This window comes from Clostridium sp. FP1 (assembly GCF_011065975.2).
GTDB classification, from domain to species: Bacteria; Bacillota; Clostridia; order Clostridiales; family Clostridiaceae; genus Clostridium_AD; species Clostridium_AD tagluense.
This window is the reverse complement of sequence record NZ_JAAMNJ020000001.1, coordinates 2945461-2959776: the sequence shown is the minus strand read 5'-3', so window position 1 is coordinate 2959776 and position 14316 is coordinate 2945461. Positions and strand designations below refer to the sequence as shown.

The window sequence follows — 14316 nt, the reverse complement described above, 5'->3', positions numbered from 1 at the left end:
TATTACTATAATACTAGCTCTTAATTTTTTGTAATGAAATTTTCTTTTTTAGAACATAAGATAGTACAATAAGTCCTACTAAAAGTGCTATAGACATATAGAAGCTAGAAGATCCAATATCCGTTGCTTTATCTCCAATGTTCACAAAAACAAAGATACCAGGTATTATACCCAAAAGAGTAGCTAAGGCAAAATCCTTAAATTTGACCCCTGAAAACCCTGCTGCATAGCTAATTATATCAAAGGGGAAAAGTGGAATTAGTCTTAATACAAACACCAATAAAAAGCCTCTATTTTTAATGGCATCTTCTAAATTTGATAAGTCTTTTTTTATAAATTTGTTGAATACCTTATGGCCTAATATACTGGCTAGAAAAAAAGAAAGAGTGCCTCCTAAAATAGCCCCAATCATTGTGTAAATAAATCCACCCATCATTCCAAAACACATGCCTCCAGCAATAGCAAGAATTGAATCTGGAAAAAGTGTAAGTGGGACAAACGTAAATAAAATTATATAGATTATTGGTGAGAACATTCCATAAGAATCTATAAAAGCTTTCATATTTTCTGGAGTACAATGACGCAGAGTTTTTGTATTGCAAAAGGCACATATAATAATTGCAACAATTATTATAAGAGATATTATTTTTAAAATATTTGTGATTTTTTTATTCATAAAAACCTCCTTGTAGCAACCTTAAGTAGCTTAAAACTATTATTAGCCTTATTAAGTGTACAATAAAGTATTAAGTATATCTAATAGATAATTCATATAGAAAACAGTTGAACTATAGCAATATCAAATACATAAATCAAATTGTAAAACTGATTGTGTATATAATCTTAGGTATTAAAAATAAAACATATAGAATAGAAAAAAATATTTAATTATGTAAAAATATTAATATGAAAAAGTGACAAATGTCATTTTTTTTATTGTTATTTTTGCTATAATGGATAATGTATGATTAAATACAATAGGAACTTAATTAATTCACTATATTTTTCAAACTAAATATAATTATAAGGAGGTTTCAATATGATACCAACAGCACATATTGAAGTAAAAGAAGAAGGAATTATTGCAAAAACAGTATTAATGCCGGGAGATCCATTACGTGCCCAATTTATTGCAGAAACATTTTTAGAAAATGTGGAAAAATTTAATAATGTCCGCAATGTATTTGGATACACGGGTACATATAAAGGACGTAAGATTTCTGTAATGGCTAGTGGTATGGGTATGCCTAGTATTGGTATCTACTCATATGAATTATTTAATTTCTATGGGGTAGAAAACATTATAAGAATCGGTTCATGTGGTGCTTACACTGCTGATTTAAACTTATATGATGTAATACTTACCACTGATGCTTGGAGTGAATCCACTTATGCAAAAGTTCAAAGTGGATGTGAAGATGATACAATTGCTGCATCAGTTGATCTAAATAATAAGTTAGAGAAAATTGCAGAGGATTTAGGAATCAAAGTTCATAAAAATAGAGTTCACTCATCTGATGTATTTTATCGCGAAAATTTCGATGATTATAAGGATATTTATGAAACTCATGGTTGTACTTCAGTAGAAATGGAATCCTTCGCACTATTTCATAATGCAAATGTATTGGGTAAGAAAGCAGCTTGTTTATTAACAGTTTCAGATAATTTAGTAACTCATGAATTAACTACCTCTGAAGAAAGACAAGAAGCCTTTACTAATATGATGAAAATAGCTTTAGAGATGGCTGAATAATAACAAAAAAGTGCCATCTACCTGTCAAGTGGCACATTTAAAAGAAAATATTGGAATTATTATAAAAAACCCCTCAACGAAAAATTATTGAGGGGTTTTTTGAGTATCTTAAACATAAACCTTTAGTCTAGGTATTTAATTTTTTTATTATCAGTTCATTAACTGTAATTTTAGGATGCCTATATCTACCTTTCTTTTCCGTACCTTTACCATATTGAATTGCCTTGGTTGGACATAAATGGATGCAAGCTAAACATTGGGTACAATCATTTTTCCATATTGGCTTCTCCTTAACTGTAATTGTTCCACTATTACATACTTTCTCGCATAATCCACAACCATTACACTTTTCATTGACATGAAAATTCTTTGTATTGTGAGCATTCTTATTAAATAACGGATTTACTATATAAGTCATCACTTTAGGTAGCATACCTTTTTCAAGTTGATAAACATTATCCACACTATGTTTTATTGTATTATTTATAGTAGCTATTACTTGTTTGGATTCTAAAAGTTTTTTATTTTCAACTTCCACAGTATCAACATCCCCAAAGAAAATATAATTATTGGGCATTACTACTGAAAATCCACTATTGAGATGTAAATTTTTTTTCTTCAAAGCTTTATCAATAACCTGAACAGTATTACCAATGCTTGCTCCACAAGTGGCTACAGTAAATATATAGTTATTATTATAGTTCATTAACTTCAACTTATTAATGAATTCAATAACTTGTTTTGGTGGTGACCAGGCATAAACAGGATAAACAATGCCTATAACCTCATTAGGTTTTAATGTGTATTCATAGTGCTCCTTATTATCCCTCATAGTAGCTGATATGGAAATTAGATTTTCATTGTTTTCTTTTGCTATACTTTTACCAACATAAAGAGAATTACCAGTGCCTGAAAAATAAAATATCATAAATGGCCTCCAATTAGTAATTAAAAATAATTACCTAATATTAGTATAATAGAGTGCTAAAGAAATTTTTTTGATACTAATTAATATATTAAAAGCCCACCACTCTAAATTAATATAATGTGCTGGGCTTTTAATAAGAAAATATAAAAATTTTATGTAGCTATCTATAAAACACAAGTGCAATTACTCCGGATATAATTGCACTGCACGGAATAGTTAAGACCCATGCTACTAGTATAGTTTTAGCAAGGCTCCATCTAACGGCTGAAAGCCTTTTACAAGACCCTACTCCCATTATTGAACTAGTTATTACGTGAGTTGTACTTACTGGAGCACCTAATGCTGTAGCAGCTTGAATAGTAATCGCAGCAGCAGTTTCAGCGGCAAAGCCATCTATAGGCTCTAATTTTATCATATTAACACCCATGGTTTTTATTATTTTCCATCCACCAGACATTGTACCTAATGACATTGCTAATGCACAGGCGATTTTTACCCACAATGGTATAGCAAAGTTCTTTGCATCTAAAAATCCTCCAGCAATTAGTGCCATAGTTATAACACCCATAGATTTTTGAGCATCATTTGAACCGTGACTATATGCCATAAAAGCAGCAGAACAAATTTGTAATTTTTTAAACAATCCATTAACCTTTTTATGTGTTGCTTTATGGAATAACCATGTAAGTAAAAACATAAATGAAAATCCGAATACAAGTCCTAATATTGGTGAAGATATAAGTGGAATTATTATTTTCTTAAAAAAACCAACCCAATTTACAACAGAAAAATCAAATTTATGTGAAGTTATGGAAGCACCTAAAAGTCCACCAATAAGTGCATGGGAAGAAGAACTGGGTATAGCTAAATACCATGTTACTAGATTCCAAATAATAGCACCTACTAAGGCTATAGCTACAATCTCTGGAGTAGCTATGCCATTATTAATTATTCCTGTTCCTATAGTTTTTGCAACTTCAGTATGTAACAAAGCGCCTACAAAATTCAGCACCGCAGCCATTCCCAATGCTTGCATAGGGGTAAGTACTTTAGTACCAATTGAAGTAGCGATAGAATTAGCTGTGTCGTGAAATCCATTTATAAAATCAAAGCCGAGCGCTAATATTATAACAAGAATTATAATTGTAGAACTAAGCATATTTCATAACAACTCCTCGTATTTCATTTGCAAGTTTTTCGCAAGCATCAATACTATCTTCTAAATGATGATATAAATCTTTCAATTTCATTACAGATAGAAGATCTTTAGGGTTTTCAAAAAGATTTCTCATAGCTTTTCTATAAATCAAATCAGCTTCATTTTCTAAGGTGTTTACGTAGATAATTTTTTCTACTAATAAAGTGCTTTTACTAAGATGTTTTAATTCTGAAATTACATGAACAAGCTCAGTCGTAACATCAACAAGTTTGTCAATAAGTTCAACAGCCTCTGGTGTAACAGAAGTCAGATTATACATGTACACTAAATGAGCTGTTGATTCAATACCATCAGTAATATTGTCTATTCCCTTTGTTATATTAAATATATCTTCCCTGTCTAGTGGAGTTATAAACATCTTTTTAGTATATTCAATTAATTCATGAGTTACTAGGTCTCCTTCATGCTCAAGCTGTGTTAGTTTATCCAATCGTACCCCTGGATTATCAAGTTCATTTATCAGCAATTTTAACTCTTTTGCGGAAGTATTAAAAATTTCAGCTCCCTTTGAGAAAAGTTCGAAAAATACATTGTCTTTTGGTTTGAAATTAAACATATTGTTCCTCCTTTAATGAATAAAAGTATTTTTTTTTTCTAAAAATTATTAAAAATTAAAATATGTATTAAAGCGCACAAGCCTAATTATATGGTATTACTTAAAAAAGTACAATAATAAAGTACTATATTATAAAAAATTACTAATATAGCGATGAATTTATAATTAAAATAAAATATTGAAGGAAAGTTTGATAGTCTAAAATTTATTTATCAAAGATATCTTTGATAAATAAATTTATTAGGATATAATATAAGAAGATACCATAGAATAAATATATATTAAAATGAATAGTAAGGAGTGCATTATGAGAAAAGTTTATAAGGACCCAAAAGCGTTAGCTGCATGTTTAAAGGATTTAGTGGATTTTTATTTAGACGGTGTTATAACGTATGAGAAGCTAGAAGAAAAATTAAATATCTTAATTAATGCAAACGAAGATAGGATTTATAAGGATGGAAATTTATCTTTAAGAATATCTAATATAGTAGGCAGTTCTGGAGTAGACCTTATAAATAAGGTATTTTCAGAAAGACAAAGCTAAACCTTAGTTAAAAGTAAAAATCATTAATTAGTAAGGAGTGTTATAATGGCTAAAAATAAACCGGTATTTCCTTCAAGTAATAATAAGTCTTCAAATGGTCAAGAATCTAAAGGTGATAATAAAACTCCCGTGCCAACACCAAAGAAGGCCATAAGAGGTAACTCTAGGGGGAAATAAATATAAGTAAATATTTAAGTTGTAATTAAAAAAGGGTAACAAGTAACTGACTTAAAGTTACTTGTTACCTTTTTTTAAATAGCATTTCAGCATCCCAGATGATGATTTAATCATTAGTCCTAATAATTCTTTCTTGCCATCCCCCTTTTTTATAAATATAATACCCATATAAACAGATAATTAAATTACTAGAGCTCATAGAAATCCATATTCCAGTGGAGCCAATGGTTGTAAGATATTTAAAAAGCAATATCATAGGAAGTCTTACAAACCATAGTCTACCTATTTCCATATTCATGGAGTATTTAGTGTGACCAGATCCTTGAAATATTCCTTGGAATACACTAAATATTCCCATTAATGGCATTGAAAAAGAAATATACATTAAATAAATAACAGCCTCAGATATTACTAAATTATCATCCTTAGAGCGTATAAAAAAATTCACTACTTCATTGTCTTGCCAAATCAGCACAATGCATCCTAAAATTGAAATGCTTATGGTTAGTTTTAATGCCTTAACAAAAGCTTCTTTAACACGTTCTAATTGACCGGAGCCAAGATTTTGTCCCACAATAGCTGTTAGTGAGGCCCCGATTCCCATGGCTGGTTGCATAATAAGGGAAGTAATTCTGTTCACCATACCAAAGGCAGCAAGTGTTGAAGTTCCATAAGATACAATAAATCCATTAAGTATTATAAAACCAAGAGCTGAACCACTTTGCCCAATAGCAGATGGTATGGCAACCTTAAATAGTTTATTTAATATGTTTCTATCAAAACTAAAGTTTTTAAAGCTAGGTTTTATTTTTGAAGTGGATTTATGAAGTATATATAATCCAGCACCTGCAAGAAGGGCTTTTGATATAATAGTAGCTACAGGAGCTCCCGCAACCCCCATATTAAATTTAAATATAAATATAGGGTCTAAAATAGCATTTATAATAACACTTATAGAGCTTAATATAGTAGGGGTTAGAGTGTTTCCTTGTGAGCTCATAATGGCATTAAAGCAAAAAAACAAAAATGTAAAGGGCATATCTAAAAATGTTATCTTTAAGAAAATCTCACTATAATGAGCTAAATCACCTTTGGCTCCCATAATATTTATTATAACCGGGCTCATTAAATAGCCTACAAATGAAAAACAAACAGCACAAACAACTGCAATTGCAATAAGCTGAGAGGAGTACTGGGATGCTTTATCATATTTTGATGCGCCAATAAATTGAGATAAAATGGATGTTCCTGCAATAAATAATCCAATTCCTATAGATATAAATAGAAACATAACTGGCCATACAAAGGATATAGCTGCAAATTGTATTGAACCTAATTTACTTACCCAAATCCCATCAATTAAACTATATAAAGTCTGAATTAAATTACTAAGCATTATTGGTGCTGCCAAGGTTATTATTACCTTGTACATTGATCCTTGTAGTATAAGATTTTTTCTTTCCTTCATGTCCATAAATTAATCCCCCAATTTCATAAAAAGTGATATAATAGTAAGCATATTATCCATTATATCATGTTTAAATTATTCTTATAAGTGAACTAGTTAAATTATTACCATCAATTTAAAATTATTACATAAAGTATAGATAAATCAAATTAATCCATAAACTAGCATATGATAAATTCCAATTATTGTTTTATATTTATATAATAATTTGCAATGAATGAAGGGTTTATTAATTTTACGTAGAATACTTTACTAGAAAACTAGAAAACTAGAAAACTAGAAAACTAGAAAACTAGAGAAATATAGATTGTAGCATCATAATCTTATTTTTTTTTAGAGGAGGAAATTTATGAACTTCAAGATAGGGAAGAACAAAAGTAAAACATTGAGCATTTTTCTTGCGGCAGTTTTAGTTATTACAGAATTGCTTTTATTAATGCCCAATGTTCAAACTTTTGCCCAAAGTGGCAAAACAAAGATAATTATCCATTATGCTAAAACTCCAAATAGTGATTTAAAATGGAATATGTGGTTATGGACTGATAAAAATGATGAAAGTAAGTTCGAATTTACTGGCAAGGACGAATTCGGTAAGGTTTGCGTAGCTGAATTTGATGGAGCCCTTAATAAACTAGGATTTATAGTGCGTACGGATGAGTGGAGAAAAGACACTGTGGATGATAGATTTATTGAAAAATTTAATAATGGTGTTGGAGAAGTTTGGCTTAAAGGAGGAGATACGAAAGTATACTATTCTTTAGCTGAAGCTAGTGCATCCGATTCTAAATTAGCAGTAGTTCCTCCAATTGCTATAGGCAAAACAGGTGAATTTATATTTGCAAAATTAGATGAAATGAATAGCATAAGCATAGAAACAAACATAGCGTTTCCATTTACTGCGAAAGGAAATGAAGGCATTATAGTTAAGTCAGATGGTCAAATCTTAACCGTAAAAAAAGTAACAAGTGATGAAGTAATAACTGGTATTACTACAGTTGCTAAAATAGAGCTTAGCGAAAATGTGAACCTAGGCAAAAAAATTACGGTTTCAAAGTTAGGTTTCCCTGAAAAAGAAGTAGTGCTTGGAGATGTAATGAAAAGTGCTAGTTTCGAAAAAATGTTTTATTATGAAGGAACTGATTTAGGCAATACTTATTCTAAAAGTAAAACAAGCTTTAGGCTGTGGGCGCCAACAGCAACTGAGGTAAAGCTTGTAACTTATAAAAAATGGAATGATAAAATTGGTATTGACTCTAGTATGAAAAAAGGTGAAAAGGGAACCTGGACTTTTGACTTGAATGGAGATCAAAAGGATGTGTTTTATACATATAAAGTTAATATTGAAGGGGTTTGGACTGAAGCTGTAGATCCCTATGCTCGCTCTGTGTCCGCAAATGGAGACAAAGGTGCGGTAATAGACTTAAAAGGGACGGATCCTGAAATATGGAATCCAGGTGAAAAGCCTAATTTCACAAATTTAAATGATGCAATTATATACGAACTACATGTTAGAGACTTTTCTATAGACAAAAACAGCGGTATGGAAAATAAAGGTAAATTTTTGGCTTTTACTGAAAAAGGCACAAAAGGAACTGATGGTAAGCGGACAGGTGTTGATTATATAAAGGATTTAGGAGTAACACATGTTGAGCTCATGCCAATATTTGATTACGCTAGTGTGGATGAGACTTCAAGTAAGGCACAATATAACTGGGGGTACAATCCTAAAAACTATAATGCTCCTGAAGGAAGTTATTCAACTGATCCATACAATCCGAGTGTAAGAGTTAAAGAATTAAAACAAGCAGTGCAATCTCTTCATGATAATGGGTTAAGGGTAAATATGGATGTAGTTTATAATCACATGTATAGCAGTAATGATTCTAATTTTAATAAATTAGTACCTGGGTATTATTTTAGATACGATAAAGATGGTACTGCTACAAATGAAAGTGGTTTTGGAAATACAATTGCCTGCGAAAATGCAATGGCAAGAAAATTCATTGTAGACTCTGTGATGTATTGGGCAAAGGAATATAATTTAGATGGATTTAGATTCGATCTTATGGGTCTACTTGATATAAATACTATGACTGAAATCAGAAAAAAATTAAGTAGTTTAGATCCCTCCATTCTTATTATGGGAGAAGGTTTGGATATGGGGACTACTCTTTTATCAGATGCGAAAGCAACACAAAAAAATGCCAGTAAAATGCCTGGGATATCACTTTTCAACGATATAATAAGAGATGGAATAAAAGGTAGCGTATTAGATGCAAAAGCCAAGGGCTTTGTAAATGGTAAATCTTATGAAGAAATCCAAATAAAAAAAGGAATAGTTGGAGGAATAGATTACTCAAATGATATAAAAACCTGGGGAAAGATATCCCCTCTTCAATCTATGAATTATGTCGAAACTCACGATAATAATACGTTATGGGATAAACTTCTTTTAACAAACCCAAAGGATGATAATGAAATAAGATTGAAAATGCACAAATTGGCAGATTCTATCATTCTTACTTCCCAGGGTATTCCATTCTTTCAAGCAGGACAGGAATTTTTAAGAACAAAAGGTGGAAATAGCAACTCCTATAAGTCTAATGATACTGTAAATAAGCTTGATTGGACACTAAAATCTAAAAACATTGACACTGTTAATTATTTTAAAGGTTTAATAAAGTTAAGAAAGGAACATCCTGCCTTCAAAATGAATTCAGCAGAGATGATCAAGCAAAATTTAAAATTTTTAAAATCCCCGCAAAACGTTGTAGCCTATGAAATATCTCATAATGCTAACATGGATACTTGGTCTGACATCGTAGTAGCTTTCAATGCAAATAGAGAAGATGTAACTATTAAATTATCTAAAAGTTGTACCTGGAATATTGTAGTAGATGGTGAAAAATCAGGAGTTAAAACTATAAAACAGTTTAAAGGCGACTCATTAGTAGTTCCTGCACTAAGCTCTATTGTAATTTATGATGGATCAGAGAATATATTTACGACCTTACCCTTTTGGATTTATACTGTATTAATTTTATGTGGAGTTACTTACCTAATATTGTTTTTAAAGGGGAGAAACAAAGCCTAGAATAACAAAATATTATATATTTTTAGAAAGTCCTTATTGTAAAATATAAGGGCTTTTTTAGGTTATCAATAAGATTATACAGAATTCACTTTGTTGTTATTTACTTTATTTGGGGACATGTCTATAATAAGAATGTACATCGCATTTGAAAGGGAGATTTTAAGATGATAAAAATATTATTTTTTATATCAATTTTGATTATTGTTACTGTTATTATTGTAGGTTGGCATTTTTCTAGTATTATTATAGCTCCTAAAGTTGCTAAATATAATTACACCTACGATTATGAAGTAGAAAAAGGGAAAATAGAAGTAGAAGTATTTAATAACTTGGAAAAACAAGAGGTATATCTAGATTCTAATTATGGCTATAAAATTCATGGTTTCTTCTTTCCCAATAAGGATTCAAAGAAAATTATAATATTATGCCATGGAATAACTTGGAGTTTATATGGCTCTGTTAAATACATGGACATGTTTTTAAAAAGAGGCTTTTCCGTCTTTATTTATGATCATAGAAATCATGGCTTAAGTGGTGGAAAAAACACTTCCTATGGTTATTACGAAAAATATGATTTGAAAAAATGCACAGATTGGATATTCGATAAATTAGGTAAAGATACAATAGTTGGCTTGCATGGGGAATCCATGGGTGCTGGAATAGTTCTTCAAAATATAGCAATAGACCCACGAATTGTGTTTTGTATAGATGACTGCGGATACTCTGATGCACAAGAGTTGTTTAAATATAGATTAGAAAAAGATTATAATATAAAAAAAATGCCTTTAGTAAAATTAGCAAGTATAATAAGTAAAATTCGAATTGGCTGGAAATTCAAAGATGTTTCACCTATAACTACTTTACCTGAAGTAGACATTCCAATATTATTTATTCATGGTGAAAAGGATGATTATGTACCTACTTTTATGTGTAATAAAATGTATTCAGTAAAGAAGGGCTACAAAGAAATCTATATTGCTCCCAATGCCGGTCACGCAGCGGCATATTGGAAAAACAAAGATGAGTATGAAAAAAGAGTTGATGGATTTTTAAAAGCTATAAACATAATCTAAGTATTGTGATATACTGATACTATAAGTAAAGCCATAAATAACGTACCACCTTTATTAAGGTGGTTTTTATATTCTAGAAAGGATGTGTGCTTTAATGTTTCAGCTAGCACAAAAGGATAACAGATATTTATACACAACAAATTATTCCAGTGATGAAGAAAGTCTATGCAAAATGGAAATAAAGTGCCTCTTTAATAAACACCTCCATGAAAAGCACTTATTCTCTGACATTTATGTAGATCCCTCCAGAAGTCCTTTTATAAAAAAATGCATTTCTATAATGTATACTGGAGAAACAATGCAGCAAATTATTAATCAAATTGTTATGGACAAACTGACCAGTGTAAATTATAAGGTTGCTTATATCAATTCCACTGATGAACCCATGGGTTTTCATAAAGGACGTAGCATTGAATTTGAAATAGGCTTTAATATACTAGGAGAAGCTGAAATGAAAAATCCTGAAATTACTTTTGGTATTACAAAAGTAGATAATAAATGGATATTTGGTGAATGTGAAAGCAATACTTCAGATTGGCTATTTCATAATAAAAAACCTTTTTCCTATTCTAATGCTCTAAAGGTAAATGTTTGTAGAGCGCTAGTTAATATAGCCGTAGGTAATAATCTAGACTGTACTGTTGTAGACCCTTGTTGTGGCATCGGAACGGTGCTAATTGAAGCTATCTCAATTGGAATTAATATTAAAGGTTATGAGATAAACCCCTACATAGGTAAAAATGCCAAGACAAACCTCCGGTATTTTGGATATGAAGATGTAATAACTATTGGTGACATGAATGACATCCAAAATAAATTTGATGTGGCCATCGTTGATCTTCCTTATGGAATATTCACACAAATTACGCCTGGGGAGCAGTTAGCTATTATGGAGAGTACCCGGCGAATAGCCGCGAGAATGGTAATCATTACTTTTGATGAGATGGATAAGCAAATAGCATCTGTAGGATTTCACATAGATGATAAATGTACAGTGTCTAAAGGAACCTTTAAAAGGCATATATATATATGTAGTTAAAATAAATAGCTCTGTTATTTAACGTGAACTTATTATATAATACTAATTATGATATTGACACAATATAGCGAGGTATTAAATATGGCAAAAAAGAATAGTAGAACTAATGATCTTTTATATAATTTTAATGCAAAGGGTTCCGCTAAAATATACTCCTTATTGATTAAACTAGTCAACGAAGATAGAGAAGATTTAGCGCAAATAGTGATAAAAGTTGATTATTTACTAGAATATGCAAGTTCATGCATAAAGCAAAAGGACTTTGAGGAAGCAAATGAAAGTCTAAATAAGGCTAAAAGTAGAATAGATATGTTAAAAAGCCAAGACGTTGATAGTTCATACCTGGAGCATTTATATATTGGAATAGCAAAAAAAGCAAAATTAAAATAGAGTAAGTGTATTTGATTAAATACACTTACTCTATTTTTCTATTATAGCGTTAACTTTATGTCTTTTTTTAAAGTTATTAGATTTAATCAAAAAGTATTGTTAGTAAAATAGTTTTCTATCTTATTTTTTTTCCTGAAATCTTATCTACTATGAAAACTATTGCGGCGACTATAAGTAATGTATTAATCATACCGCCACCAATTTTAAATATAAGTCCCAAAGCCCAAAAGAATACTACTATTCCCCCTAACCAACGTAAAAATCCCATATAAAACACTACCTTTCACATATAAATCTATTTAATATATATGTTTGAACATTATATCAATAAACTCATATATTTACAATACGTTAGTCTTTGCTCTAATTTTCGAAGAAATAGTTAGTTTTAATTGCAATATATTGTCGTTATAACGGTTTAGGAGGTTTTTTTTCTTGCGAAGATCATATCCACCACGAAAACTATTGCAGCCACCACAAGTAACAGATGTATCATACTACCACCAATTCTGAATATAAGTCCCAAGGCCCAAAAGAATATTACTATTCCGCCTAACCAACGTAAAAATCCCATATAATACACTACCTTTCACATATATTTATTTTCTAAATCTCTTTATATATTATAATGACCTAAATTTAGTTGAAATATGCAAAGTGATTTTAATATTAATTTTTATGGGATAATTAGGTTTTTAAAATATAGATGCTAACTATTTATGAAATTTTTTAATGAATTCCTCTACCTCAGGAATTCCTCCTTGGTAGATTAGATAACCGTTATAAGGCTCTCTTTCAGTGATCTCACTACAGATGGGAGTTAGCATAATGTCTTTAACTTTAGACAAGTCAGTAGTTTGTCCAAGTGCCCAACCTAGTTTAATGTATGCCACTTCTGGTAGCATGTTTTCTGTTGGTATCATTCCCATGGTCATGAGATCCCGTCCGGTATCGTATACAAACATGTTCACATATCCCCAAAGTGTCTGCACTGTCATATAAATGGCAACTCCCTTTAGCACAGCGCGATTAATTGCTGGATATAACAGTTTATTTACATGGCCAAGACCTGTACCAGCAATAACAATCCCTTTGTAACCAAGATTAACCATGGCATCGATTATATCAGGGTTCATATTGGGATAATAGTACAATAGCGATACGCGCTCCTCAAATACAGGATTTATAGTTACTTTTTGGTCACTACGCCGGTGGTTGTAGTCCTGCCTCAGGGGAGTTATTTTCTGTCTATCTACCACTGCAAGTGGTATGTCTCCAATGGTACGGAAAGTAGAACGGTAGGAAGAGTGCATTTTACGCACTCTTGTACCACGGTGTAACAAGCCATATTCATCAGAGGTTGGCCCAAACATACACACCATCACCTCAGCAATGTCTGAATCCGTAGCAGTTTTAGCAGCATGAATTAGGTTTAGTGCAGCGTCTGAAGAGGGCCTATCTGAAGAACGTTGAGAACCTACCATAACAATTGGAATAGGTGAGTTTTGCACCATAAATGACAGTGCAGCAGCTGTATGACTCATAGTATCAGTGCCATGACCAATCATGATTCCATGGGTGCCTTTTTTGATTTCATCTCCAATAGCTTTTGCTAAGACTTTATACTCATTGGGCCCCATATTTTCAGAGAAAACTGCAAAAAGCTTCTCAGTGCTTAGGTTACATATATCTGCAAGCTCAGGAACAGCTCCATACAATTCACCAGGAGAAAAGGCTGGAATAACTGCTCCCGTTCGGTAATCAAGACGTGATGCAATTGTACCTCCTGTGCCTAGGAGCTTGATATTATGCTTGTTTTTAGATGTGGGAAACTCCCTTTCTGGAATTTTATATTGTATCTCTTTGAAATTATATTCTTTCATATCTTGTATAGTATCCACTGCTATTCCTATATTATAGCCAGTGGCAAGCTTTATTACTATGTGACCATCATCATCATTTTCAGAGCGAGGAAGTAAAACTCCTTTAAAATCACCTCTAGTAGTTCTTATTGTAGCTTCACTCCAGATGCGCATATTAAAACTTTTTAGAACTTCTAGTGACGTGCCCTTGTA

At 31.2% G+C, this 14316-nt stretch carries 15 protein-coding genes; 7 read left to right on the top strand and 8 right to left on the bottom strand.

Translation table 11 applies throughout. The features are described 5' to 3' along the window. Positions 1–13: 13 nt before the first annotated feature. Positions 14–676 (bottom strand): TVP38/TMEM64 family protein, encoded by a 663-nt coding sequence (locus tag G9F70_RS14295; RefSeq protein ID WP_164943623.1) that lies wholly within the window; start codon positions 674–676, stop codon positions 14–16. Between the two features lie 363 nt (positions 677–1039). On the opposite strand from G9F70_RS14295, the gene deoD reads away from it, so the two are divergent. Further along, positions 1040–1753 (top strand): purine-nucleoside phosphorylase, encoded by a 714-nt coding sequence (deoD, locus tag G9F70_RS14290; protein WP_164943622.1) that lies wholly within the window; start codon positions 1040–1042, stop codon positions 1751–1753. A gap of 127 nt (positions 1754–1880) precedes the next feature. Here the strand turns inward: deoD and G9F70_RS14285 are convergent, their stop codons facing one another. The 3 genes from G9F70_RS14285 to G9F70_RS14275 all read right to left on the bottom strand — a co-directional run bounded on the left by G9F70_RS14285 (position 1881) and on the right by G9F70_RS14275 (position 4456). Next, on the bottom strand, positions 1881–2681 hold the full coding sequence (locus G9F70_RS14285; RefSeq protein ID WP_164943621.1) for an EFR1 family ferrodoxin: 801 nt from the start codon (positions 2679–2681) through the stop codon (positions 1881–1883). A 160-nt stretch (positions 2682–2841) separates the two neighbouring features. After that, entirely contained in the window at positions 2842–3840 is a 999-nt protein-coding gene (locus G9F70_RS14280; protein WP_164943620.1) for an inorganic phosphate transporter, read from the bottom strand. Beyond that, positions 3833–4456: a DUF47 domain-containing protein gene (locus G9F70_RS14275; RefSeq protein ID WP_125001680.1), complete on the bottom strand. Its 624-nt coding sequence runs from the start codon at positions 4454–4456 to the stop codon at positions 3833–3835. Before G9F70_RS14275 ends, G9F70_RS14280 begins: the two co-directional genes overlap by 8 nt. A 307-nt stretch (positions 4457–4763) precedes the next feature. Here G9F70_RS14275 and G9F70_RS14270 point away from each other — a divergent pair, with 307 nt between their 5' ends. Then, the gene (locus G9F70_RS14270) at positions 4764–5000 is read left to right on the top strand and encodes a TIGR04540 family protein (RefSeq protein WP_164943619.1); all 237 of its coding nucleotides are present in this window, start codon (positions 4764–4766) and stop codon (positions 4998–5000) included. Between the two features lie 45 nt (positions 5001–5045). Further along, a complete protein-coding gene (locus G9F70_RS27045) occupies positions 5046–5177 on the top strand; it encodes a hypothetical protein (protein ID WP_258880984.1) in 132 nt (43 codons plus the stop codon). Between the two features lie 106 nt (positions 5178–5283). On the opposite strand, the gene G9F70_RS14265 is transcribed toward G9F70_RS27045, so the two are convergent. Next, on the bottom strand, positions 5284–6651 hold the full coding sequence (locus G9F70_RS14265) for an MATE family efflux transporter (protein ID WP_164943618.1): 1368 nt from the start codon (positions 6649–6651) through the stop codon (positions 5284–5286). Between the two features lie 343 nt (positions 6652–6994). On the opposite strand from G9F70_RS14265, the gene pulA reads away from it, so the two are divergent. The 4 genes from pulA to G9F70_RS14245 all read left to right on the top strand — a co-directional run bounded on the left by pulA (position 6995) and on the right by G9F70_RS14245 (position 12241). Beyond that, positions 6995–9739: a type I pullulanase gene (gene pulA, locus G9F70_RS14260; protein ID WP_164943617.1), complete on the top strand. Its 2745-nt coding sequence runs from the start codon at positions 6995–6997 to the stop codon at positions 9737–9739. Positions 9740–9903: 164 nt separating this feature from the next. Beyond that, a complete protein-coding gene (locus tag G9F70_RS14255; protein WP_164943616.1) occupies positions 9904–10812 on the top strand; it encodes an alpha/beta hydrolase in 909 nt (302 codons plus the stop codon). Positions 10813–10906: 94 nt separating this feature from the next. After that, a complete protein-coding gene (locus G9F70_RS14250) occupies positions 10907–11851 on the top strand; it encodes a TRM11 family SAM-dependent methyltransferase (protein ID WP_164943615.1) in 945 nt (314 codons plus the stop codon). 81 nt (positions 11852–11932) lie between these two features. Further along, on the top strand, positions 11933–12241 hold the full coding sequence (locus tag G9F70_RS14245) for a hypothetical protein (RefSeq protein ID WP_164943614.1): 309 nt from the start codon (positions 11933–11935) through the stop codon (positions 12239–12241). A 115-nt stretch (positions 12242–12356) separates the two neighbouring features. Here G9F70_RS14245 and G9F70_RS14240 read toward each other — a convergent pair whose 3' ends face one another. From G9F70_RS14240 to gatD, 3 genes are all read right to left on the bottom strand, one after another. After that, positions 12357–12509 carry a lmo0937 family membrane protein gene (locus G9F70_RS14240; protein WP_164943613.1) on the bottom strand — a complete coding sequence of 51 codons (153 nt, stop codon included), beginning with the start codon at positions 12507–12509 and terminating at the stop codon, positions 12357–12359. A gap of 150 nt (positions 12510–12659) precedes the next feature. Then, positions 12660–12815: a lmo0937 family membrane protein gene (locus tag G9F70_RS14235; RefSeq protein WP_164943612.1), complete on the bottom strand. Its 156-nt coding sequence runs from the start codon at positions 12813–12815 to the stop codon at positions 12660–12662. Between the two features lie 139 nt (positions 12816–12954). Further along, positions 12955–14277, bottom strand: coding sequence for a Glu-tRNA(Gln) amidotransferase subunit GatD (gene gatD, locus G9F70_RS14230; protein WP_202882607.1), 1323 nt, complete (start codon positions 14275–14277; stop codon positions 12955–12957). Positions 14278–14316 lie beyond the last annotated feature (39 nt).